Origin of the sequence: Streptomyces sp. JJ38 (assembly GCF_019303475.1) — a bacterium.
Lineage (GTDB): Bacteria > Actinomycetota > Actinomycetes > Streptomycetales > Streptomycetaceae > Streptomyces.
Genome location: NZ_JABLSI010000003.1, coordinates 119,171 through 141,669 on the forward strand (window position 1 = coordinate 119,171; position 22,499 = coordinate 141,669).

Annotated in this window: 26 protein-coding genes and 1 pseudogene; 11 read left to right on the forward strand and 16 right to left on the reverse strand. The window is 70.1% G+C overall.

Features of this window, described 5'->3' with window-relative positions:
- Nucleotides 1-10 precede the first annotated feature (10 nt).
- The 10 genes from HPT28_RS02425 (at nt 11) to HPT28_RS02470 (ending at nt 10,265) form a co-directional block, all read left to right on the forward strand.
- Nucleotides 11-577 carry a WhiB family transcriptional regulator gene (locus HPT28_RS02425; RefSeq protein ID WP_219088716.1) on the forward strand — a complete coding sequence of 189 codons (567 nt, stop codon included), beginning with the start codon at nt 11-13 and terminating at the stop codon, nt 575-577.
- A complete protein-coding gene (locus tag HPT28_RS02430; protein WP_219088718.1) occupies nt 574-1,641 on the forward strand; it encodes a DUF2637 domain-containing protein in 1,068 nt (355 codons plus the stop codon). The genes HPT28_RS02425 and HPT28_RS02430 overlap by 4 nt, the downstream gene beginning before the upstream one ends.
- A gap of 102 nt (nt 1,642-1,743) precedes the next feature.
- Nucleotides 1,744-1,968 (forward strand): hypothetical protein, encoded by a 225-nt coding sequence (locus tag HPT28_RS02435; protein WP_219088720.1) that lies wholly within the window; start codon nt 1,744-1,746, stop codon nt 1,966-1,968.
- Entirely contained in the window at nt 1,965-2,630 is a 666-nt protein-coding gene (locus HPT28_RS02440; RefSeq protein ID WP_219088722.1) for a MobC family plasmid mobilization relaxosome protein, read from the forward strand. The genes HPT28_RS02435 and HPT28_RS02440 overlap by 4 nt, the downstream gene beginning before the upstream one ends.
- Nucleotides 2,630-4,402, forward strand: a complete 1,773-nt coding sequence (locus HPT28_RS02445) for a relaxase/mobilization nuclease domain-containing protein (protein ID WP_219088802.1) — start codon at nt 2,630-2,632, stop codon at nt 4,400-4,402. Before HPT28_RS02440 ends, HPT28_RS02445 begins: the two co-directional genes overlap by 1 nt.
- 106 nt (nt 4,403-4,508) lie before the next feature.
- The gene (locus HPT28_RS02450) at nt 4,509-4,913 is read left to right on the forward strand and encodes a hypothetical protein (RefSeq protein WP_219088724.1); all 405 of its coding nucleotides are present in this window, start codon (nt 4,509-4,511) and stop codon (nt 4,911-4,913) included.
- A gap of 612 nt (nt 4,914-5,525) precedes the next feature.
- Entirely contained in the window at nt 5,526-7,436 is a 1,911-nt protein-coding gene (locus HPT28_RS02455; RefSeq protein ID WP_219088725.1) for a P-loop NTPase fold protein, read from the forward strand.
- The gene (locus tag HPT28_RS02460; protein ID WP_219088727.1) at nt 7,436-8,203 is read left to right on the forward strand and encodes a hypothetical protein; all 768 of its coding nucleotides are present in this window, start codon (nt 7,436-7,438) and stop codon (nt 8,201-8,203) included. The genes HPT28_RS02455 and HPT28_RS02460 overlap by 1 nt, the downstream gene beginning before the upstream one ends.
- Nucleotides 8,203-9,492, forward strand: a complete 1,290-nt coding sequence (locus HPT28_RS02465; RefSeq protein WP_219088730.1) for a 7-cyano-7-deazaguanine synthase — start codon at nt 8,203-8,205, stop codon at nt 9,490-9,492. The genes HPT28_RS02460 and HPT28_RS02465 overlap by 1 nt, the downstream gene beginning before the upstream one ends.
- Nucleotides 9,489-10,265: a TatD family hydrolase gene (locus HPT28_RS02470; RefSeq protein ID WP_219088732.1), complete on the forward strand. Its 777-nt coding sequence runs from the start codon at nt 9,489-9,491 to the stop codon at nt 10,263-10,265. Before HPT28_RS02465 ends, HPT28_RS02470 begins: the two co-directional genes overlap by 4 nt.
- Before the next feature lie 300 nt (nt 10,266-10,565).
- On the opposite strand, the gene HPT28_RS02475 is transcribed toward HPT28_RS02470, so the two are convergent.
- From HPT28_RS02475 to HPT28_RS02485, 3 genes are all read right to left on the reverse strand, one after another.
- Complete coding sequence (locus HPT28_RS02475) at nt 10,566-10,883, reverse strand: esterase (RefSeq protein ID WP_308119043.1); 318 nt, start codon at nt 10,881-10,883, stop codon at nt 10,566-10,568.
- Nucleotides 10,884-10,984: 101 nt separating this feature from the next.
- Nucleotides 10,985-11,197 carry a hypothetical protein gene (locus tag HPT28_RS02480; RefSeq protein WP_219088735.1) on the reverse strand — a complete coding sequence of 71 codons (213 nt, stop codon included), beginning with the start codon at nt 11,195-11,197 and terminating at the stop codon, nt 10,985-10,987.
- A gap of 100 nt (nt 11,198-11,297) precedes the next feature.
- Nucleotides 11,298-11,645 carry a DUF317 domain-containing protein gene (locus HPT28_RS02485; protein WP_219088737.1) on the reverse strand — a complete coding sequence of 116 codons (348 nt, stop codon included), beginning with the start codon at nt 11,643-11,645 and terminating at the stop codon, nt 11,298-11,300.
- 214 nt (nt 11,646-11,859) lie between these two features.
- Here HPT28_RS02485 and HPT28_RS02490 point away from each other — a divergent pair, with 214 nt between their 5' ends.
- Complete coding sequence (locus tag HPT28_RS02490) at nt 11,860-12,123, forward strand: hypothetical protein (RefSeq protein ID WP_219088739.1); 264 nt, start codon at nt 11,860-11,862, stop codon at nt 12,121-12,123.
- Nucleotides 12,124-12,265: 142 nt separating this feature from the next.
- Here HPT28_RS02490 and HPT28_RS02495 read toward each other — a convergent pair whose 3' ends face one another.
- From HPT28_RS02495 to HPT28_RS02550, 13 genes and pseudogenes are all read right to left on the reverse strand, one after another.
- Nucleotides 12,266-12,613, reverse strand: coding sequence for a hypothetical protein (locus HPT28_RS02495; RefSeq protein ID WP_257577941.1), 348 nt, complete (start codon nt 12,611-12,613; stop codon nt 12,266-12,268).
- 57 nt (nt 12,614-12,670) lie between these two features.
- Nucleotides 12,671-13,621: a DUF317 domain-containing protein gene (locus tag HPT28_RS02500; RefSeq protein WP_219088740.1), complete on the reverse strand. Its 951-nt coding sequence runs from the start codon at nt 13,619-13,621 to the stop codon at nt 12,671-12,673.
- A 115-nt stretch (nt 13,622-13,736) separates the two neighbouring features.
- Nucleotides 13,737-14,588 carry a winged helix-turn-helix transcriptional regulator gene (locus HPT28_RS02505; RefSeq protein WP_219088742.1) on the reverse strand — a complete coding sequence of 284 codons (852 nt, stop codon included), beginning with the start codon at nt 14,586-14,588 and terminating at the stop codon, nt 13,737-13,739.
- 24 nt (nt 14,589-14,612) lie between these two features.
- Complete coding sequence (locus HPT28_RS02510; protein WP_308119044.1) at nt 14,613-15,440, reverse strand: large ATP-binding protein; 828 nt, start codon at nt 15,438-15,440, stop codon at nt 14,613-14,615.
- On the reverse strand, nt 15,437-16,102 hold the full coding sequence (locus HPT28_RS02515) for a hypothetical protein (RefSeq protein ID WP_219088744.1): 666 nt from the start codon (nt 16,100-16,102) through the stop codon (nt 15,437-15,439). Before HPT28_RS02515 ends, HPT28_RS02510 begins: the two co-directional genes overlap by 4 nt.
- On the reverse strand, nt 16,099-16,575 hold the full coding sequence (locus tag HPT28_RS02520) for a type II toxin-antitoxin system RelE/ParE family toxin (RefSeq protein WP_219088746.1): 477 nt from the start codon (nt 16,573-16,575) through the stop codon (nt 16,099-16,101). Before HPT28_RS02520 ends, HPT28_RS02515 begins: the two co-directional genes overlap by 4 nt.
- On the reverse strand, nt 16,572-17,342 hold the full coding sequence (locus HPT28_RS02525; protein ID WP_219088748.1) for a glycosyl hydrolase: 771 nt from the start codon (nt 17,340-17,342) through the stop codon (nt 16,572-16,574). The genes HPT28_RS02520 and HPT28_RS02525 overlap by 4 nt, the downstream gene beginning before the upstream one ends.
- Nucleotides 17,339-17,932 (reverse strand): DUF4913 domain-containing protein, encoded by a 594-nt coding sequence (locus tag HPT28_RS02530; protein WP_219088806.1) that lies wholly within the window; start codon nt 17,930-17,932, stop codon nt 17,339-17,341. The genes HPT28_RS02525 and HPT28_RS02530 overlap by 4 nt, the downstream gene beginning before the upstream one ends.
- Before the next feature lie 93 nt (nt 17,933-18,025).
- The gene (locus HPT28_RS02535; protein WP_374226907.1) at nt 18,026-18,922 is read right to left on the reverse strand and encodes a DNA cytosine methyltransferase; all 897 of its coding nucleotides are present in this window, start codon (nt 18,920-18,922) and stop codon (nt 18,026-18,028) included.
- A 121-nt stretch (nt 18,923-19,043) separates the two neighbouring features.
- A pseudogene (locus HPT28_RS26540) lies at nt 19,044-19,208 on the reverse strand (DNA methyltransferase); the annotation flags it as partial.
- A complete protein-coding gene (locus HPT28_RS02540; RefSeq protein WP_219088750.1) occupies nt 19,208-19,747 on the reverse strand; it encodes a DUF2937 family protein in 540 nt (179 codons plus the stop codon). The pseudogene HPT28_RS26540 and the gene HPT28_RS02540, both read right to left, overlap by 1 nt.
- Before the next feature lie 29 nt (nt 19,748-19,776).
- The gene (locus tag HPT28_RS02545) at nt 19,777-20,970 is read right to left on the reverse strand and encodes a DnaB-like helicase N-terminal domain-containing protein (RefSeq protein ID WP_219088752.1); all 1,194 of its coding nucleotides are present in this window, start codon (nt 20,968-20,970) and stop codon (nt 19,777-19,779) included.
- Nucleotides 20,971-21,202: 232 nt separating this feature from the next.
- Nucleotides 21,203-22,471: a type IV secretory system conjugative DNA transfer family protein gene (locus tag HPT28_RS02550; protein WP_257577942.1), complete on the reverse strand. Its 1,269-nt coding sequence runs from the start codon at nt 22,469-22,471 to the stop codon at nt 21,203-21,205.
- Between the last annotated feature and the right edge of the window lie 28 nt (nt 22,472-22,499).

Genomic DNA, 22,499 nt, shown 5'->3' on the forward strand with positions numbered 1-22,499 from the left:
AGCACCCCGCATGACCAGCACGATGAACGGCCCCGCCCACCACCGTCAGCTCGGCGACCACACCTGGCAGGCCGACGCCGTCTGCCAGAGCACCGAGTACAACCCGGTGGACCCCGAAGTCTTCTTCCCCGAACCCGATGAGATCGCCAAGATCGCCACGGCCAAGGCCCTGTGCGGCCAGTGCCCGGTCCGCCGCACCTGCCTGGACGCCGCTCTCGAAGGGGGCGACACCGACGGGATCCGGGGCGGCCTGACGGAGGAGGAGCGCGGGCCGCTGCACGAGAAGCTCGCCAGCCGCCTCGACTACAGCCGCGTCAACGCCACCATCGCCGGGCGCGACGTGCACCTCACCCATGCGGAGCGCCGCGCGGTCGAGCACGCGGCCTACCGCCACGGGGTGACCGAGCAGCGCCTGGCCTGGCTTCTGAAGGTCACCGAAGAGCACGCCAAAAAGCGCTACCGCGAGATCCGCCGAGCCGAGCGCAACCGAACCCTCAACCAGCCCACCACGAACACTCCGCCCCCCGAGACCAGCGGCGAGCGCCTGATCCGCGACGACTTCGGGACGGCGGCATGAACACCGCGAGCGCGCCGAAGACGGCGCACATATCCGGGTGGGACCGCGCGGCCGTCGTCGCCCTCGGGGGCGCGGGATGCGCGCTGTCGTACGACGCCCTGCAGCAGATGGCCGTCGCCATCCACATCCGGGGCTTCCTCACCTACCTCTTCCCCCTGGTGATCGACGGGTTCATCGCCTACGGCATCCGAGCCCTCCTGGTTCTGCGCAACGCACCCCTGCGCGCCCGGCTCTACGTCTGGACGCTCTTCGGCACGGCCACCGCAGCCAGCATCTGGGCCAACGCGCTCCACGCGGTCCGCATCAACCAGGACGCGGTCGCCGGCACCGGACTCCGGCTCGGTGACGCGGTGGTCGCGGTGCTCTCCACCATCGCCCCGCTCGCACTGGCCGGAGCGGTCCACCTCTACATTCTCATCGCCCGGGGCCCGGTCAAGGACACTGACCGGCAGAACCGCGGTCAGCCCGGCCACCTCGGTAAGACCGACCGGGGCGACGCCATCGAGGTCACCCGGACCAACCGAGCCGGTCAGCAGCGGCCAGCGGCCGGTCAGGTCAAGTCCGGTCAGCCAGTCACCTCTCCGACCGACCGGCTGCCGCCGCCCCTGACCGACGAAGACACCGCCACCCAGTCACTGACCGGAGACTCGACCCCGGCGGACAGCGGCCAGTCGGCCACCGACCACCGCGACCGGAGCCACGGTGCCCCTGACCTGCAGGGACAGACGGACAAGGGGCGGACGGTTTCTGACCGCCCCGACAGCGCGGCCCCGGTCGGTGATGACCAGGGCAGCCCGGCGGCGGTCACTGCCCCGCCGGTCACCTCGCCGCCGGTCACTGACCGGGCCGCCCGGCCGACCGGTGACCGGCGTCCTGACCCGGACACCGAGAAACTGCTGAGGATCGCCCGGTCGGCGGTCAGGGCCGAGGACAAACTGACCCGCAAGGTGGTCGCACAGGCGATCCGAGGTCAGCAGATCCCGCTGTCCAGCGACACCCTGACCGCGCTGATGGCGCAGCTGCGCGAGCAGCACCGCCAGCCGGTCACCTCCTCCCGGCCCTGACCGAACCTCCACGGAGCGGGTGACCAAGCCGGTTACCCCGGCCGGTCACCCGCTCCGCATGTCTCCGAGATACCCCGCCACAGCAGAAGCGGAGAGCACCCGATGCGCACTCACCCGGCCACGCCCGCCGAAGTCGACTCCTGGCTGACCGTCCTGCACCAGCACGGACACCTCCACCGCGCCCGGTCCGGCCCCGACACCACCTGGATCGTGCAACGAGAGCAGCACGACCGCCCCTGGACCCTGCACCACCCGGTCCTGGCCATGGACTGGATCGAGGAACTCGTCCGCGAAATCCAGCAGCAGGACCCGGAGACGAGTCGGTGAACACCAACGACCCGGTGGCCACCCCCGCTGGACAGCAGCGTGACTCCACCACGGCTCCTGGCGGAGCAAGCTATCGCGTACGACGGTCCTACGGCCCGTCGTACGCACTTGCCCCCGCCCAGGAGGGCGAGGGAAGCCCGGCTGGTCCCCGAGCGAGGGCGCACGAGGACCAGCCGGGCAACCGGCACCAGGGGGCGCCGGTCACCGGGGGAGACGCTGACCACGACGACCACCGCGAGCAGCCGAGCCCGAGCACGCCCGCCTTTCCCGACCGCACCCCGCGCCGCCGCACCCGCAACGCGAGCGAGCGCGCCCGCAAGACGACCACCCGCCTCTCCGACACCGAGAAAGCCGAGATCACCGACGCCGCCACCCAGCGCGGCGTTACCGTCGCCCGCTTCCTCGCCACCGCCGGCCTGAGCGCCGCCCGCGGACGCGCCGCCATGCACAGCAACGACCAGCTCGACACCGCCATCGACGAACTCGCCGCTCTACGCACCGCGCTGGCCCGGATCGGCAACAACATCAACCAGATCGCCTTCGTCCTCAACAGTGGTGGCCAGCCGCGCGCCGGTGAACTCGAACACGCGCTGGGCGCGCTGACCGGACTTCTCGCCCGCGTCGATGACGCGGCGAATGACCTGGTGACCCGGCGGCTGTGATGGTTCCCGACATCGGACGCGGCTCCCGCACCCACGGCCTCCTCGTCTACCTGTACGGCCCCGGACGGCGCGAGGAGCACACCGACGCGCACCTTGTCGGCTCCTGGGACGGCTTCGCCCCCGACCCCGGCCGCGACCCCGGCCTCGACCCCGACCCGAAGGTCACCCTCGCCCGGCTCACCGCCGCCCTGGACCTGCGGGTCAAGCAGGCCGGCGACCGCGCGCCCGCCAAGCACGTCTGGCACTGCTCGGTCCGCACCGCCCCGGGGGACCGGCGGCTGGACGACGAGGAGTGGAACGCCGTCGCCCAGCGCATCGTCCACGCCACCGGCATCGTCCCGGCCGGAGACCCCGACGGCTGCCGGTGGATCGCCGTCCGCCACGCGGAGGACCACATCCACATCGTTGCCACCCTCGTACGCGGCGACCTGCGCAACCCGCGCCTGAACTACGACTTCAACAAGGCCCAGGCCGAATGCCGCCGCATCGAGAAGGAGATGGGCCTGCGGCGCCTGAACGCCGGCGACGGAACCGCAGCAAAGAATCCCAGCAGCGCCGAGAAGTTCAAGGCCGAGCGCACCGGCCGTCCGGAGACCTCGCGCGAGACGCTCCGTGAGGCCGTTCGTCGAGCCGTGGCGGGAGCGGATTCGGAGGAGGAGTTCTTCACGCGGCTCCGCGAGGCGGGGGTGCGGGTGAAGCTGCGGCACGCTCCGTCCGGTGACGCGCTCGGCTACAACGTGGCCCTGCCCGGCGACCGCAACCGCGACGGAGACCCGGTCTGGTACCCCGGCTCCAAGCTGGCCCCCGACCTCTCCCTTCCGAAGATCCGCCTACGCCTCACCGACGGGGCCGCCGAGCCGAGCGCTCCCGCGGTCGGCGCTGACCGGACGAACTGGTCACCGCCCGCCCGTCAACGACGCGACGCGACCGTCATCGCCGAGCGCTCGGCCACGCTTCTGGAACGCGACGAGGACGGCGAGGCCGCCCCCCAGCTTGTCGGCGTCGGAGAACTCCTCGACGCGGTGGCCCAGACCTCACCGGCCACCACCCGCGCGGAGCTGGCTGCCGCAGCTCGCGCCTTCGAGCGGGCGACCCGCAGTCATGTCCGTGCCGAACGCGCCGACACCCGGGCTCTCCGCTCAGCCGCCCGGGGCATTGTCCAGGCCGGCGGGGCGCTCGGCCGAGGCGAGGACGGCGGCACCACCGCCATGCTTGTCTCCACCCTTGTCCTGGTCACCCTCGCCGCCGCCCGCTGGCACTCCGCACGCGGACACGCTCAGCAGGCCCACGCCTCCCGACAAGCCGCGGCGCACCTGCGCACCGCCTACCGGCAGGCCGCTGCCACCCCGATGCGAGTGCTGCACGACGAAGGTCGGGCCCTTCCAGAAGCCCAGCGCCGCACGCACGAAGCCACCCTTCGCGCCGTCCTGCCGGAGAAGGTCGTACAGGCAGGAGGCATGGAAGCGAGGAGCGACGCCTTGGTCGCCACCCTCGCCCAGGCCGAGCGGGCGGGCCACGACTCCGAAGCTCTCCTGCGCCAGGCCATCGACATGCGTGAACTCGAAAGCGCCGATGACGTGAACGACGTCCTGGTCTGGCGCCTGCGGCGCATCGCCCAGCTCCCGGCACACCCGGGTGACGCTGCGCGCCGCCCGCAGGCCGCCACCCGCCATGCCAAGACGTCGAGCAGCCGCACCGGTGAACGGAACGCGACGGCAACCGCGCCGCTCGGGACCATGCAAGACCCCAGCCGCCGCTCGCCACGTCGCTGACCAGGTCGAACCGGCAGCCGGTCACTAACCGAGCGGACGCTGCGAAAGGTATGGACAGCCGGTTCCACCGGCTGTTACGGATGAAAACAGGACCGACAACCGGGAGTTGACGCTCGTGCTCAGAACCACCCCCCGCACCACGGAGTCGGCACCCGTCCTGCCCGTCCTCCCCACTGGTACCGACCCCCTGCTGCAGCTCCAGGCCGAGACCCGGCCGGCCGACGGACCCGGCGCAATTCGCTGCGTCGGCCACTCACCCGAACTCGCTCTCGGCGGCATCCCCGTGATGTGCTCCGCCTGCCGTGCCCGACGCGACTGGCTGCTCATCAACCACGGGCGCAACGTCTGGGTCCGCTGCCGGTGCGGCAACCAGTGGCCCGAGCCCGAGATCAGCCGCGCCGACTTCGACGCCCTTGTCGGCGGCCCGCACGGGACGACCTACCCGAGTGTCGAGGCGGGCTTGACCGCCCTCGGGTTCGACGGCGTACTCGCCGGCATCTACCTGGAGTAGGCAGGTAACGGGCTGGAGGCGCCACCGGGGTGACAGTGGCGCCTAACCCACCGTGCCGTTTTGCCGACAGACTGGCGCTGCACCTTGAACGTTGTCGCGTAACGGACCGTAACAGCAATGGAGTTAGTAGGTATCTGCTAAGTCCCGGTAAGGGCAGGCGAGCTAGCAGGCCCTGCACCATGGGGAGGCGCGTGTGGCCGAACGGCGGGAGGTATCCTACGGATCTTTCCGATGTCGAGTGGGCGGTGCTCGAACCGCTGGTGCCGCCCGCGATGCCGGGTGAGCGCCCACGCAAGCTTCCGCGGCGGTAGTTGATCGACGCATTGGCGTACTGGGTGCGGGCTGGCGGCTACTCTCTCGGCTGTGGCGCGCGCCCGGCTTCACGCCCGCAATGGCCGAATCGCGTCGGCACGGGCAGACCGAGGATGCAGTCATCCGCCGCCCGCCCCGGGTCGGCATCGGCCACGTCGGCGGCCGCAATGGATGCGCCTGTTTCTGTTGTTGAGGATGAAACGAGCGCTATTGTGTGTGTTTGCTGCACACTCGGGAGTGCCCGTATGCGCAGTGCTGGTGCGGGTACCGCCTGAGACGAGATAGTCACAGGCCCTGGGGATGGGCAAGAGCAATATGTCTGCACAGCTGTGGTCGGACGAGCCGACCCACCTGGATCTTCTGTCTTTTGACGCGGTGGCCAAAACCGTGGTCCAGGCCGTCCTCGACGACGCCCTTGACCCGGTGACCGTCGGAGTCTCGGGCGCCTGGGGGAGCGGCAAGACCACCGTGCTCCGCCTCATCGAGGACGAACTCGCCCCCCAGCCGCCCGCAACGGACACGACCATTCTCGTGATCAGCACAGACCCGTGGCGCTACGACCCCGGTGTGGGCGCCAAGGAAACCCTGATCGGCGAGGTGCTCAGCGCCGTCGCCGCCGAGCTCGCCAAGAAGGAACAGCCAGAGGGCCGCATCAGCCGCGCCCGGACGATGCTGACCAAGCTGCGCCAGCGAGTCGACTGGGCCAAGGCCCTGCAAGTGGCGGCCAAGACGTCCCTGACCCTGCAGCTGCCCTCCGTCGACGACCTCACCAGCCTGATCAACACCGAGCCCGGCAACGATGATGCCGACGCAGGCGACCCGCCCTCACGCGGACTCGGCGAATTCCGCAGTGAGTTCCGCACACTGATGGAGTCCGCCGAACTCAGCCACCTCAGGCGCGTGGTCGTGCTGGTCGACGATCTCGACCGCTGCCTGCCCGACACGGTCGTGGACACGCTGGAGACCATCCGGCTGTTCCTGGCCGTGCCGAAGATGGCCTTCGTCGTCGCCGCCGACGAGCACCGGGTTGCCGACGCCCTGCGAGCCCGCTTCCCCGACCCCGGCAGCGGACATCAGTCAGCACAAGAGAGATACTTCGAGGAACCGGCCAGCCTCTACCTGCACAAGATCGTGCAGACCACGGTGCCGCTGCCCACCCTGAGCCGCTTCGACACCGAGGCATTCCTCGTCCTGCTGCAGCTCTCTCAGCGCCTGACCGTCGAGGAACTCACCCCCTACATCGAGGCCTGCGTACACCTGCGGCTGGAGAAGGGCCTGCTGGACGACCTGGCCGAGGCCGTGAACGGCAACGACATCTTCGCCGAAATGGCCTTTGCCTCACGGATGACACCCATCCTCTACGAGAAGCTCCAAGGCAGCCCCCGCCGCATCAAGCGCTTCCTCAACGACCTGCGGGTGCGCCAGTCCGTCGCCGGCCATCGCGGCATCGAACTCGAGCCGGACATCGTGGCCAAGCTCATGGTTCTGGAGAAGCTGCTGCCCAACGCCTTCGCCACCGTCCTGGGATGGCTGGCCCGCGGCGAACTGCGCTCCCGCATGGCCAAACTGGAAACAACCGCCGGCCGGCCCGCCCCCGAACCCCACATCGCCGCCGACCCCGCTCCCGACGACGCCGCTTCCCCGGAACAGCAACCGACGCCGGACGAATGCGAGAGCGAGCCGGTCACCTTCGACGACGACCTGATCCGATGGGCCAAACTTCCCCCCGACCTCGGCCCCGTGGACCTGGCCCCTTACCTTTACCTGGCAGCCGCGTTCACCGGCGAGCAACTCCTCGACGCCGGACTGCCCGGTCGGCTGCGCGACATCGCGGCCAACCTGCTGTCCAGCGTGCGCTTCGACCAGCGCCGGGTCACCGAAGCCGACATCACCGCACTCGGCGAGGACGACGCCCTGAGCCTGGTCGAATACCTCGGCCGGGCCGGCCGAGACCGGCCTACCGAACAGACCGCAGCCGTGCGCAGCCTGGTTCGCATCACCACTGCCTACCCGGCCAGCACCGAGCGGGCCACCCGCCTCCTGCAGTCCATTCCTGCCCGAGAATTGCAACCGGCCACCATCCTGGTTCTCCCGTCCGCCGTCCCCGTCTTCCGCGGCGTGCTGGAGCACTGGAAGAGCCATGTCCCGGCCGGCCAGGACCAAATCGGGCGCACCCTCGACCACGCCCTGGGCACAGGAAGCAGCCGCTGATGGGCACCAAAGGCTCCTACACCGGAAACGGCACACCGGCCAGCAAACAACTGCAGCACAACGTCACCCAGTGGCTCGACGTTCTGGCCGGCTCCGGCCCCGGCGCGCCCTCACCCCAGCTCAACACGGATCAGTTGATCCCTGCCCTCGGTCTGTTCCGCCCCTCCGGCGGCCACGCCGACGGCCCCGGCGGCGGAGGTGCGGGAGCCGGGGGAGGCCGTAGCGGGGGAGGGGCACAGCGCAGCATCGCCCGGTCCTCACGCACCGCAGGCCGCGCCGCGGCCGCGGCCTACGCCTACCGCACCGGCAACGCGCAGGCTCTGCAGGAACTCGGCCTCGACTACGCACAACTGCAGGCCGCCGCCGACGACCCGATCGACTGGACCCGCCGGATCGTGGACGCGGCCTGCGGGCCACTCGCCGACGGCACCATCGAAGACCAGGAACGCCGCTTCGTCGCCAGCGAAGTGGCCCAATGGGTCCTGGAAGCCGGCAGCGACAGCACACCCCCCAGCCCCGACGAAGTCGTCCGGGAAACCCTGGCACTGATCATCTTCGAGGCGGTCATCAGCGAGACCGCGGCGACGATGAATGACGGCTCCCGCCCTGCCTGGGCCACTGCCAACGGCGAACGCCAACTGCGTGAGACCGCACGCGCCTTGGCGGACCGTGCCTTCCTCACGACCACTGGCCCCAGCACCACCGAGATCACCCAGGCCGTCGAAGAGGGCATCACCGCGATGCGGTCCATCTGGATGGAGCCCTGATGCCCGCCTACATCCTGCGCTTGGACGCAGACACCACCCACCCCATGCCTGACGACACCACCGTGTTCTGGTGGCCCGCCGGGGCCGGCGGCTCTTTCGTCTCCACCCTCGGACCGTCCCTGGGAGCCCTGGGCCCCGTCCCCGAACCCAATATCGAACTGGTCCGCCTGGCCACCCTGGTCTACGCCGCCGACCGTACCGCGCCCCGCCGCGCCGCCCGCTCCAACTGGAACCAGCGCACCTTCGAACTGGACGTCCCTGTCTACGACCCGGCCCGTTGGACCGCGGTGCGCGAACGCCTCGAAGCCCTCTTGGCTTTCCTGTCCGGAGACCGATGGTCAATCCGCTTCCACACCGCCGGTGCCCCGCACGAAGCCGTTCACGACACACCACACCTCGGGATCCGGCGCGTGGTCCTGCTCAGCGGCGGCGCCGACTCTGCCGTCGGCGCCCTGCACTCCCGCCACGACCTCGCCTCCGAGCAGCATCTGCTGCTCTCCCATGTTGGCGCCACCACCCTCGCCCCCATCCAGCGAACTGTCGCCGACACCATTGCCCACCTCATCGACGGCCCCTCACAGCCCCACCAGGCCCTGCGCTTCTCCCGCAAAAGCCATCAGCCCACCGGCACGAAACTGCCCAACGAGTACTCCACCCGCACCCGCTCCCTGCTCTTCCTCGCCCTCGGCCTGGCGGCCGCAGCAGTGGAAGAGGTCCCGCTGTGGATCCCGGAGAACGGCTTCGCTTCCCTCAACGTGCCGCTCACCGCCGACCAGCGCGGCGCCGTATCCACCCGCACCACCCACCCACTCTTCCTGCAGTCCCTGGCAGCCATCGCGCACGACGCCGGAGCTCACGCACACATCCACAACCCCTTCGCCGCCCACACCAAAGGCGAAATGTTCATGCGGGCCGCCGAACTGGTCGGCCCTGCCGCAGCCACCCGGCTGCTCAGCAACACCCACTCCTGCGCCCACACCGGACACCGCACCCACCGCATCCCCGTACGCACCCACTGCGGCGTGTGCTTCGGCTGCCTGCTGCGCCGCGCCTCCTTCCGCGCCGCCCAGATCGAGGACACGACCGACTACCTTCACACCCGCCACGCCGAGAACCTCAGCGCCTACCTGACCGGCAAGTCGGTCGAACCCTCCCTGCGCACCTTCCTCGCTCGCGGGCTGCGCCCGGCCGACATCACGACCCTGAACCTGCCCTCCGACTACTCCACCCGCCAGGCCTACGACCTGTGCACGCGGGGCGTCGCAGAACTGGAGTTGCTGTATCCATGAGGACGAGCGCACTGCCGCCGCTGGACCTGCACGCACACATCGACACCAGCGTCCCGGCCGACGACCTCGCAGGCCTGGGCGCCGTCATCTTCGCCGCCACCCGCTCCCTGACCGAGGCCACTGAGGCCGTCCAGCGGCACGACGACCGGATCATCTGGGGAGTCGGCGCTCATCCCGGACTCGCCCGCAGCCACACCGCATTCGACCCCGACACCTTCACCCAGCTGATCGCCCACACGCCCCTGGTCAGCGAGATCGGACTCGACGGCAAGAGCCGCGTCCCGCTCGAGCGCCAGCAGACCACTCTCCGCAGTGTGCTCGGCGTTCTGGAGCGCACCCCGCGCATCGCCAGCATCCACAGCTACGGCGCCTGCGAGCAGGTGCTCGACGAACTCGAACGTGCCCCGGTCCCTGGCATGGTCCTCCACTGGTGGCTTGGCGCCCCGGAACAGACCGCCCGTGCCGTCCGCCTGGGCTGTTACTTCTCCGTCAACGTCTCCGCCGCACGCAAGACGGCTCTGCTGCAGACCATCCCGCTCGATCGTGTGCTGACCGAGACCGACCACCCCTTCGGCGACCGCAGCTCCGCTCAGCCACTGCCCGGCAACGTCGCCGCCGTGGAGCAGACCCTGGCACGCCATCATCGGACAACGCCCAGGGATATTCGCCAGACCGTATGGCACAACCTGGCTGCACTCGTGAGAGACACGCGTTGCGCAGCACACTTCAGCCGGCACGTGCGGTCTCATCTTGCATCGCTCCCGCCTCGTTGAGCCCTCAGCGGGTGGGTGCCTGAGCCGCCGGAGAGTGCTGCCACGTAGCGGGGAAGGTCCCTCCGGGATCCAGGCCTGGAGTTCCCTACAGCATGCGGTCTTGTCATTCCAGGAGCGGCCCTGCCCATCAGCCGATAGCGTCGCCGGACATGTACAACGATTTCGATGCCACAGAGGCGTGGGAGCGGCTGAGAGTCAGTGGCAAGCTCATCAGCGTCGATCACAGTCAGCACGCCGTAGGACATCACTGACGAGCCCCAGCCGCGGTACAGGTCAGCGGCCTACGCGTTCGGTGGCTAATCAGACTCCGGCGAGACGGTTCGAGAGGTCGAGGGCGTCCGTGGCGAAAGCGAGGGCGGCGCACAGGCCGGTCACCTCGTAGAGGGTCGGACGGATCAGGCGCGGCCAGTCGTCTGGGACGGCGGGCCAGGAACCGAGGAGCACGTCGGCAGAGGTCAGGCCCAGATGCACCGTGACGTCCCAGCCGCTGCGCGATGCGGGCTCCCAGCGCAGTCGGATGCGCCCGAGGGGGAGTCTGGGAGTTTCGGTAGCGAGCCAGGTGATGTCGAGAGGGCCGTCGGGACGGGTGGAGATGCGCTGGACAAGCGCGCTGTGCACGCCGTGCGGCATGGGGCGCGCCGCGACAGTGTGCAGTGCGAGGCGGGGTGCGGGGCGCGAGAGTGACGAGATGGGAAGCCTCCGTGATGGTAGGGAAGCGATCAGGCCCAGGTGAGGGCGTCGCGCGCCCCCACCGGGAGGTAGTCCTCCTGGCCGTCGTCGGCGATGTACGCCTTGTCGTCGCGGACGACGACCTCGGCCCCCACGAAGTGAGCGAAGGGGAAGTCGGGGTTGACGGCGAGACGGACCGGCAGGTTGGGGTCGAGTTCCTGGAGCTGGCGGAGCAGGTGGCCGACGGTCAGGTACTGGGGCAAGGGAGTCTCCGTGAACGGTGGACATTGACGGGGCTGGTCGGCCCGACGACGGGGAGTCGTCGAGCCGTCGGTGGATGTATGAGCGGAGCCTGATCGGCAGTCAGCACGAGAAGTTGGCGACCAGGGCGGCGAGGAATGCGGTAACGGCCTCGGAGGGGGTGTGGAGACCGAACTCCTGGACCCATGCGTCGCCATCGGCGGGCTGCACCCGAACGTGCCAGACGATGTTGCGCTGCCAGGCCGACGGGTCCTCGGGGAGCCAGCCGACGTAGACGCAGCCGTCGGGGCTGGTCGCGTGGACGTTGGCCTCGGGGGTGTCGACGATCGCCCACCCGAGTGCGTCCAGGAGATCGAGCACCGGGCCCGCACCGTGGTCGGCGGAGAGCCAGTGGAGAGCATCCGCCGTGGGGCGGACAACGGCCGGAAGGAGGGTGGCAGCGGTGCTCACGGTTAGATGAATCCCTTCGTTGACCTGCGGTTTTCCCGACACCCGTACGTTGGCATGCGGCATGCCGAAGTGCGTAGTTGTTTCCCGGCAAGGACGTCTGCCGTGGGCGAACTGGGGGTCGTCGGCAGGTCACGGGAGACCGGGGAATGGACAGGCCGCCGCGGTTGTCCTGCATGGGTTGCGGTGACGGGCAGGTGAGAGAAGGGGGACAGCGATGGCCGAGACGAGCAGACGCTGGGACGGCGCCGGGTTGGAGCGCAAGATCCGCGCGGCCGGGCGGCGGTGGACCGTGGGTGACATCGCGATGGTCGCCGACGGCCAGTGGGGAGTCGGCGCACAGCCCGACCAGTGGCCGGACGAGGAGACGGTGGAGCGCCGGGTCGCCGAAGGCCGGCGCGTGGAGCTGACGATGGAGGAGCTGGCCCGCATGGTGGGCCCTCGCGCCGAAGAGGGCCACTGCGACGAGAATCAGAGCTAACCGCTCAACGTCGGAACCCCGTTGCGGGCGCCGGGGCCCGACGGCAGCCGCCGGAGAGGGCGGTTCGGGCACGGCCCCCGGGGCGTGCCGCGTCTGTCCGGAGCGGGCGACAGCGGGCTGTGCCAGCCGAACCGTTGGCGCCTCACCTCGGGTGCGGCGGCCTCACGAGCTTCCACCACGCGCCGGATCGCCTGGAGGTACGCACGACTCTCTGCGTGGCGACGCGGAGGCTGACCGCCGTGTCGGTGATCCGGTCGAGTTCGTAGAAGTCAGGCACGTACCCATGCCGGGACAGGGCGTGAAGACGGTCCTGGTGGACGGTTACCGCGTTGTCCGTGATGGCCAGGGCCGTCCGGGTGTGCATGGCGCAGCGCAGGAGCGGGTCCTCACTGGGGCGGCGGACCCCGAGGACCTCAAGAGCTTTGATGGGCTGGCCCCAGGCGTTCTCGATCATGGCTGTGGCCTGGTCGAGCATGGTGGTGGTGGGCATGGTGGAACTCCTGTTGTGCAGGGACGGTCGCGATTGAAGCGCGGCTTGGGGTGGGAGTCAGCGCCCGCGCTGTGGCGCCGGCGAGCTGGCTGGCAGCCGGGAAGAGGTCGCGGGCGCGGGGTGGCCCGTCCGTTTCTGCGCCGCACCCGTGGAGCGGCTCTGGGCGGCCATCACCCGGAGGTCGGCTGCTGTGCGTGGTGTCCGCGCGGCACGGTGTACGGCCTGGGTGACCGCGGTGCGTCGTACGTCCAGCGGAGTCGGAGCACGGGAGACCTGAGCCTCGGCGATCGGCGTGACCGAAGCGACAGGGGTCATCGTGACCAGGTGCTGCATACGCCGGTCGATTTGGTGGCGTTCGCGGACCACCGGGGTCGACTTGGCCATCACAGCGGCGGTTGCGGCGATCAAATGGGACGGGGTGCAGGCCGTAAAGGTCGCTTCGGCACGAGTGCCCCAGCCCGGCGGGCCAGCCCACAGCTCGACGGTCCTGCGGTCGGAGCCGAAGCCGCGCCGATCGATATGGATGCCCGCTTGGTCGTCAGGAGCGATGATCTCGACGGTGCCGAGTTCAGCAGCTCCGTCAAGGTTCCAGCCGGCATCGGTCAGCGGCCGGACGGTGTCCCTCCAAGGGACGGTTGGCCCTGTCAAGAAGCGGCCGGGGGTGTCGGTAGCGATCGCTTCGTCGTAGTCCTGGACCAGTGCGGTGGTGAGGCCGGCGACCATCTCGGCCGGGGTGACGTGGTTGAACGTTGCCGTCCAGCGAGGCGCTGAGAAGGCGTCCTCGGCTGCGCTGATCTTCCACAGTTCGAAGTCGTCGCCGAACCAGCCGATCCGAATCCGTTGGTCGGGAGAGGTTACGAGGAGCTGGCAGGGGCCCTCATCGAGGTACTGGTGTGGCCAGTGGGCGACGGGTGCGAAGCCAGCCTCACCGGTCCCGTTGGAACCAGCCAGATACATGGGGCTGACCAGCACCTCTTGGTATCGGTTCGGGTCATCAGGGGCGTACATGGTCGAGTCTCCGGAGGCGAAGGAGGGGAACGGATCCGCGTGAGTAGCGGCGGGAGCCGGCGGAGCGCACCTGGATGCCGTGGCGGCGGCGACTGGTGTCTGGTTCTCACTCCCCTCACCGGCCCCGGCCCGGTGTCGACTGAGCGGTCACGGCCGCCGGCACCCGCGGTTCCGGCTCAGGCGCGTGGCTGAACATGACGTTGGACGCGGCGGCGCTCCGCCGCAGGGCCGCAGCGGTCCGAGCGCCGTTGACCCCCGCCCCGAGCGGAATGCCGGCGGGGGTGCGCGTGGCTGCCGCTGCCGGACGCGGTGCCGCTGCTCCACTTCGTAGCGCGAACGGCTGGCTCCAGTGCTCGACACTCGCGTAGACGGCCCCCAACGCCTGGCCGGCATCGGTGAGCACGTAAGGGTCTCCATGCCGGGAGCCCGTCCGCGCGACCAGGCCATCGGCCTGAAGCCGGAGGAGTCGCTGCCGCGCGAGGCCGTTGTCCAGGCGGGCCGCCTCGGCAATGTGAACGAACCGCATCGGGCCGTCAGCCGAGTCGAGGGCCTGGATCACGGCAGTCGAGTGCCGAAGGTGCAGGCGGCGCAGCGCATGCTCGACACGCTCGGCTTCGGCCATCGGCTCCTGTGTCAGGTGGGTGCGGGACCAGTCCGACACCGTGCGGAGTACGGGGGCCAGAGACGTGCCGAGCGCGCTGAGTCGGTACGGCGCTCCCCGCCGGTCGTCATCGCGGATGACCAGTCCGTCAGCGAGCATCGTGGCCAGCCGTTTGCCGACGAACTGCTCGCTCACGAAGGGCAGCTGCGCAGCAACATCGCGGATGCGTATGGGGCCGTTCACCTGGGCCAGGGTCATCGCGGTCCAGGTGGTCCACTTGGGCCCGATCCGGGCGAGAGCCTCCTCGACGCGCTGGGCATCGATGGAAGCGATGGAGAAGGTGGGAGGCAGGCCGGGGGTGGGCATGGTGGCGTCCTTGTCGGGAGGGGGTCAGCGGGAGCGGGGCGCCGCGAGGGAGGTCCTGGCGACGAGCACGTCGGCTGAGTCGGCGAGCGCGCCTGACTTCGTCTGCGTCGTGGTGCGGCCGAGGGCGGCGGACACCCGTGACGTCGTCGCGCGACCATCACGCAGGGCGGCTTCCCCCTGCGAAGTGAGCGAGAGGAGCTGGCCGGGCCGATACACGTTCTCGATGGTGTCCTGATGCAATAGCCCGTCTGCGACCAGCCGCTGCACGGTCTGCGGGAAGACCGCCGGGTCCTGCCGCTGGGCCTTCTCCCGCGAGATGTACGGGTCCTCGCCGATCGCGTTGCGACGAAAGCGAACGCCTCCGGCCGCAACGGCTTCGAGGGCTACCAGCCCGCGCTCCCCGGCGACGGCCCAGTCGTCGTCCCGGTCGGGCCTCGTCTTCTGGCCCTGCCTGTGGCTCTTGTTGGTCGCGCGTTGAGCAGGCTCAGGCGAGGAAAGAAGCCGACGGTAGGCGGACAGGGACTCGACGAGCTGGCCGTATGCCCGGTCTTGCTGCGCCAGAACGTCTTCGAGTTCGGGGAGTGCGGTCCGCAGCAACACGTACGACACCTGGGCGCGGCCGACTTCACCGCGACCGATGCCTTCGAGCAGCCGCTGAGTCCGCTGGACCGCGTCGAGCACGCTCTCGTGTCGCTCGTCCAACGCCGCTGCGGCTCCGATGACGCGCGTAGCGGCCTGGTGCAGCGGCTCCCCCGGACCATGCGCGAGGGCGGGCACGCTGGCATCCTCGGCACCGAGCTCTTCGACGACGAGATAGGGCCCAGGGTGTGTGTCTGCGTCGTACGGGTTCACTCCGTCGCCTCCATCCGGGCGAGCAGGGAGCGGACCAGAGCGGGCAGGCTCCCGGGGTCGTCGCCCAGCCGAGGGCGGTTGGTCGCTTCGCGGAGGAGATCGGCGTCATCGAGCAGACCGCTGGAGATCTCCATGCAGGCGTCGGTGATCCGGGCGGCGGCGAGCAGCGACTGGGAGAGAACCTCCATGTAGTCCTCCGGCGCGAGGCCGGCGGCCTCGGCTGCGTTGCGGACCGCCTCCAACTCAAGCGCGCTGAACGCGAAGTCGAACTCGTCGTCCTGCTCGGTTCCGCCGGACGCGGCGACGATCGGGGCGCAGGGCTCCGTAGGGATGCCCACGCGGGTACAGATCTCGTCGACCGAGGAGGTCAGCTCGGCGAACGACTCGGTGAGCCACCCCAGCGCGGAGGCGTAGGAGGCCAGAGCGAACAGGCCCGCCGAACCAGCGGGGCGTGGCTCGGCGGCCACGAAGCCCTCGAACCGGTCGTTCAGCCCGGTGATCACGCGGGGCCCAGCGGCCAGCGGACCCAAGACGGGATGCAGGTAGGAGCGGGCGGCAGCCGTCGGGTATTCAGCGGCAGGGATGCCGACGACGTTTTGAGCGGCCTCGGTGAGGAGATCCGCCAGCTCTGAACGGGTCAGCGCAGTAGGGTCGGTGGTCATCGCTGGGCGGCCTTTCGGGGGGCAGTGGCCGAGGGCGGCGCTGTTGGCGGGGCAGTCGCGCGGCCCGCTGTCGGCCGTTCGGCGGTGAGCGTCGAGCGGGACCGGGCGGCCTGGACGCGGGCCTCCGTGGCGGAGTCCGGTCCGACCTCTTGCTGGGGGCCGGTCCGCAGGTGGGCCGCGCGGTAGACCGCGTAGTCCTTCCGGCTGCCAGCCGCCACGAGGTAGATCTCGCGCTTGTGGGTCGAGGTCGGTGGCGCCTGGCGAAACTGGATGACCAGCCGGTAAGAGACCTCCGGGTCGACGTACACCTTGTGGAAGCCGGCGAGACGGCCCTTCAACGGCAGGCAGTCGTCGCTTCCGTGGACCAGGTTCTGCAGCTCCAGCAAGGCCAAGTCGCGTATCCCATCGGGGAGTTTCCGCAGATCGGCGATGGCGTCAGGGTGCGCGGCGAAGGCGAAGCGGGCGCGGCTCACAGCAGCCTCCCCTGGACCGGGCACGGGAACGGTGCCGCCGCTGTCGCGCGGGGCGCGTGGAGACGGGCCTGCGGTGTCGGAGAGGTACGGGCTGACCGGGAGAGGGCGACGCGGGACCGGACAGCAGCACCGTTGTGGTCGCTGTACTCCGGAGGCTCGGGCAGCGGTTCGCTGCGCTTGTCGAGCCAGGTCTGGGCGACGGCGTCGTCGGGGAAGGCGCCCTCGCGCATCGTGTACGTGCCGGCATCGTGGTTCCACTCCTCGTAGAAGAGGCGAATCGGTGCCTGGGTAACCTGGGAGTCGCGGACGAGTGCCCACGCCTCGCTGGGGTCGTAGTCCGAGGTGTAGGTGTCGAGGACCTCGTAGCGGGTGCCCGACTTCTGGATCTGGTGTTCCACCTGGACGGTGAGGTCGTCGGCGGGCTCGATGAAGTCGCCACCGCGAAGTGCGAGCTCTTCGAGGGGGCAGCCGCGTTCTGCCAGCCAGTTCTGGGCGAAGGACGCCGTGGCGTGGCGGCTCGTCTCGAACGTGAACGTGGACTGCCGCAGATCCCGAGCGACCGCGATCGCAACGAGCTGCGGCTCGCCGGGGATCCCCCACGTGACCGATCGGTCGTGGGCGAGGACGAAGCTGTGCGAACCGGCGGGCGTGGTGTGGTGTTGGGACAGCACCGTCAAGTCGCCAGCACGGAGAGCCTCCATCGCCTCCTCGGAGGCACCGTCGGTCGGCGAGAGGTCGTCGAGGTCGAAGTCGAGGGTGTCGATCACGCCGCCGCCTGCTCGGGCGCCGGGGTGGCCAGCACCCGGTGGTTGGGGCGAGTTGTGCTGGTCGTGCAGGCCGCGAAGGGTCCGTCGGGTGCACGTAGGTGCGCCAGGGTCTGGTCCAAGTGGTCGCGGTGCCAGGTCGACGGGCCGGACAGGCCGGCCTCTGTGTCGGTGAACTGCTGCCAAGCGAGCCAGAGTGCGTGGAGCCGGGCGACGGCCTCGGGGTGTTCGTGCCAGTGCGCGCACCAGGGACGGCTCGTGCTGATCTCCCGGCCGTACACCGGCAAGAAGAGGTGGTGCACCCAGTCGCTGAGGGCAGCGAGTTCGACGGCGTACGCCTCGCCGCCCAGGGCGAGGATGAACACCGAGGCGGGGCCGTCGGTCTTCTTGCCGTCAGCCGCCTCGGCTTCCGGAGCGCCGTCCGCCGACTGGCCGGCGGCGGACTCGGGCTCGGAGCCGAGGCGGTCAAGGATGACGCCGTGCTGCCTGACCTCGGCCATGGTCTTGGCGAGTGTGCTGGCGAGGTCGTCAAGGTCTGCGTCGGGGACGCGGTACGGCTCGGGGTCGGGGAAGGTAAAGCTGTTGTCGGCCATGAGGGTGTGCTCCATCTGTGAGACGGCGACATGCCCGAGAGGATCCGGAGAAACAGCGGTTTGGTCCGGCCGGAAGAACGCGGTAGTGGAGCGCTACGGGTCGGCGCGGTGGGGACAGTGGGGAAAGGGTGGTGCCAGCAAATTCAAGGCGCGCGCAGCCTGTTGTGGGACGACACCGTTGCCGAGCGCGGTGAGCTGCGCTGGACGGCCGAGCCCCGGAGTCGCGGTGACCCAGCCGGCGTCGAGGCCCTGCATCCACTCCACGAAGTCCGAGCGGAGCCGACCGGCCGCGTCCGTGGGGGCCGGGGCAGGACGGGTGAGCCTCTCCCATCGGGTGATGGCGGGTCCGTACGCTCCCCATCGCCGGTCCGCACTCCTGCCTCCGGCGTCTCCTCCGCCCAGAGGGGCAGGACCACCGCCGACAAGGGAGGCCGCCATCCCTTCCCGGGTCGGCGGCCCGGGGTGCCCGTATCGCTGGCCCTCGGCGTGGGCAACAGAGACGCCGCCGCACTGGGCAGGGTCATGTCGCCATTGCCATGCCGCTGGTTCGGCGAACCCTTGATCCCGTCCGACGCCTTCGGGGTCGGCAGCAGCAGCCACTCGACCTCGTCGGCCAGGTTCGGGCCGTGCCCCCCGCTCTTCCGCTTCGACGGATGCTGCGAGCCGCCGTTCTTCCCGATGTTGCTGGTCGGCGTCTTCAGCAGGGTGCCCGGCGGGCCATGCGGCGAGGAAGGTCCGCTCGCGGCGGTGCGGGGCCCCGACGTCGGAGGCGCGAAGCACGAGCCACTTCGCGTCGTACCCGAGGTCGGCCAGGGATCCGAGTACGGCACCGAGTGCCCGCAGAGCAGGCTGACCTGCGGTGTCTCCCAGACACCACGGACAGAGTTCCACGTCGCCAGGGGAACCGGCGGGGGAGGTGAGGAGGCCGCGCACATTCTCGATCACAACCAGGCAGGGTCGGAGGGCCTCGACCGCACGGGCGACGTGCAGCCAGAGCCCGGAGCGGGTCTGGGCGTTGAGTCCGGCCCGGCGGCCGGCGACCGAGACGTCTTTGACAGGGAAAGCCGGCCGTCAGGACGCACACCCGGGGCACGGTGGACCAGTCGACGGTCGTGATGTCGCCCAGGTTGGGGACGCCGGGCCAGTGGCGGGCCAGGATGCGCGAGGCGTTCGGATCGACCTCCGCGTGCCAGGCGAGCGTGCCGCCGAGGGCGGCCTGCACGCCCAGGTCAAGGCCGCCGTACCCGGAGCACACCGAGCCGATGGTGTGCGGCATCAGCGTCGTCCGAGAAGTCGGCGGAAGGAGGACAACGGTGCTTGGGGAGGCGATGAGGAGTCGGAGGGCTGCAGATCTGTCGTGGTCCGCAGCAGCGCGGCATCGGACCGGACTTGTACTTCTGCGGCGCGGGCTGCTGTGCGCAGGTCGGTCGCCGCGTGTTGCAGATTCGTTCGTGAGTATCGGAGCGTGTTGTCCAATCCTTCGGACGCGATCTCGCGGAAGCCGGGATCGCATCCGTCTGGGTCGGTGAGCTGGATGAGTAGGTGGCTGGCGTTGCCCAGGGCGGAGAGTGCCTCCCCTGTATTCTCCAGCGCGGCGGCGAGAGCCTCCGATGCTCGGCTCGTTTCTTGGATCCCTTGCTGCGCGAAGGCGGTGATGTGCTGTGCCGCTTCCGCGATGTGGCCAGCCAGTCGGAGGGTCGCGTGAGGGTCCGGCTGCTGGCACTGGTCGGCCGCTTGAGGAACCTGACTGGCGAGATCCTCCAACTGCTGTGCCGTGCGATGCAGGTAGTTGTTCGGGTGAGGGAGCTGGGACATGATCGTCTCCAAGGAGTCGTAACGGGCTTCTAGGTGCGGGAGGGCCGGCCAGGCGTGAACGGACGTGGCATCGGAAGCGGGATGTGGTCATCCGGCGTGTGAGTAGACGGTCCGAGCCGGGTGCTGCTGTTGGATGAGCCGAGATGAGACGTGCTGCGAGCGAGAGCGGCATGGGCCCGTCCGGCGGGTGGTGCAGTGGGGGCTGTTCGGGTTGGGGCGGAGTAGCCATTCGCGGTCTCCCAGCGGGTGCGCACCTCGTCGAGCGGGCCGAGCGCGTGCAAGGCGTGGTTGATCAGCCGGCCGGGGCCCAGTACCTCGTCCTGGGCCAGAGCCCGGATGGCACGCGCGGAGGCGGCTGCAGTGCGGGTGAGAGAGGAGCGCACCACCCGGTTCCCGAACCAGTCGGCGGTGCCCGGGACCATGCCCTCGCAGACGGCGGTCAGTTGCTCGCTCGACAGGGTGCCGTCGGCCAGGAGGCCGCGCCGCTGGGCCTCCCAGAGGAGGGTGATCCGGTCGATGGGTTCGCCGCGGTGGTGCAGCGCGCCCAGGCACCGGTAGAGCTGCCCGTGGGTCGGGTCGGCGAAGTCTCCCGGCCGTAGCCAGGTCACCACCTCCTCCATGGCCCCCGGCTGTTCGGTGAGGACGGCCAGGAGAAACCGCTCGTCCTCGGTGACCTGGTCGGATTGCGCCAACGGTGGGACGTCTGCGGCGGCACCGTGCGCAGTGGCGGGTGGGACCGGACGTGGATCGGTTCCCCAGCGCCGCGCTAGATCGGTGAGCACGCCGGTCAGGACGTCCGCCGTGTGCAGCGCTTCCTCGACCTCACCCTGGGTGGCGTCGGCCCGCGCCGCCTGGTGGAGACGGATCGCGTGCTGGGCGACGGTGCGGTGAATCGCCCCCTCCAGCACCATGCGGCCGTACACCCGGGCGTGCTCGGTTCGGGGACACGCCTGGATCACGGTGTGGGCGTACGCCGCGGTCAGACCTCGCACGTGCAGTCCGGCCTCGTCGACCGCGTCGGTCACCCACGACAGCGGCAACGGACCGTGAGCCGAGAGTGCGGGGTGGCCGTCGTTGCGGAGCTTGCGGAGCGCGCCGAACAGCGCCTGGTGGACGGGTCGATAGAAGTGGTCAGGGGCGAGCCACTCCAGGTGCGTGAGCTGGTCGGGGTCGAGGAACACGGCGCCGAGGACCGCCTGCTCGGCGCTCGTTAGCGGGTCCACAGACGGCCTCCTGGGTCAGGAGTGGAGGGCTCAACCTGCTGGATACGGAGGTTGGCGACTGCCCGGTCCGCAGCGGCCATCGCTTGGGCGAAGTCGTCCAGGACGGCGGTGAAGGCGGGATCGGAGGCTGGGACCGAGCCGGCTCCGCCATCCAGCCACCACTGGCCGCCCCGCAGAATGACCGGAGAGTGGGCCAACCGTCGGGGGCGCGGTGTGGGCGGTGTGGGCGCGCTCATGCCGACAGCCCCAGGTCGTCCTGGCCGATGCTCTTCGCGAGGGCCCGCTCGGTGATCGCCTTCGTGGCGCGAGCGGCGTCCGGCCCGATCACCTTGGCGGAGGGCTCCTTGTACCAGGGCTTGAGGTTGAGCATGGCGACCCGGATCCCGGTGGCCAGCAGCAGCACCTTGCCCTTGGGCAAGGCACGGATGGCGTCCGGCGGCAGGATCCGCTCGGTGCGCATGCTTACCGAGGTGGACTTGCCGCCCTCGCTCCTCGACACCGAGGTGGTCTGGACATCGTGGTCACCGACCTGCCTGCTGAGGCGGTCGGCGAAGTCGGCATCGTCGATGCCCGATCCGATGATCTTGACGGTGGCAGCGGAGTACAGAGCGTCCATGCCTGCCTCGCCCCAGCACCGCTGGCCCTGACGGTACGACTGCAAGATCGTCATCGGGATGACGCCCCGGCTGCCCAGGTGCGAGTACAGGTCGGGGAGATCCGAGATGCGGCACACGTTCGCCGCCTCGTCGAGGACGCACAGGGCGGGCGGGTCGAGTCGTCCGCCGGAGCGCTCGGCGACGATCACGGCCGCGCGCATCACGGCGTCGGCCGCCGCCGCGATGATCGCGCTCGCGCTGCCGCCGCCGTCCTTGCTCAGCAGGTACAGGGTGTCGCGGGAGGTGGCGAAGGCCAACGGCTGGAACTCAGGGAGGTCCTCGTTCGGGGTGACCCAGGCGGCGACGGCCGGGTCGAGCAGGCAGCTCGCGTACTGCCTCGCTGTCTCGTAGATGCCATCGCGCGTTTCGGTCGCGCCGGAGACGGTGCCCTGGAGCTGGGCGGCGACCGCGTGGTGCCCGGCGTCGGTGAGGAGGTCCACCGGGGTGCGGTCGGCCGGCATGGCGAGCCAGGCCAGGACGTCGGTAATCGGCCGCCGGTGGGACGCGGCGGCGAGGAAGAGGGCTCCGAGGGTGTTGGTCGCGGCGGTGGACCAGAAGTCGGAACCGCTGGACTCGTCCACGCTCGCGGTGACGAAATGCCCCGCCAACCTCTTCGCCCCGGCGAGATCGCGGGCGTCAGCGAGGATGTCCCACCACATCTCGCGCGGGTGATGGGCGATCTGCTGCGGGTCGAGGGTCCAGATCGTGCCGATCTCGGCGCGAGCGTCCACCGTAGCGGTGAAGGCGTCGTTCGCAGCCTTGTTACTGGTGAGCAGGACCGGACCCGGTGCCGAGAGGATCGCGGGGATCGCCAGCCCGGACGTCTTGCCGGAACGCGGGGCCATGATCGCGACGATCACGTCCTCCCAGGAC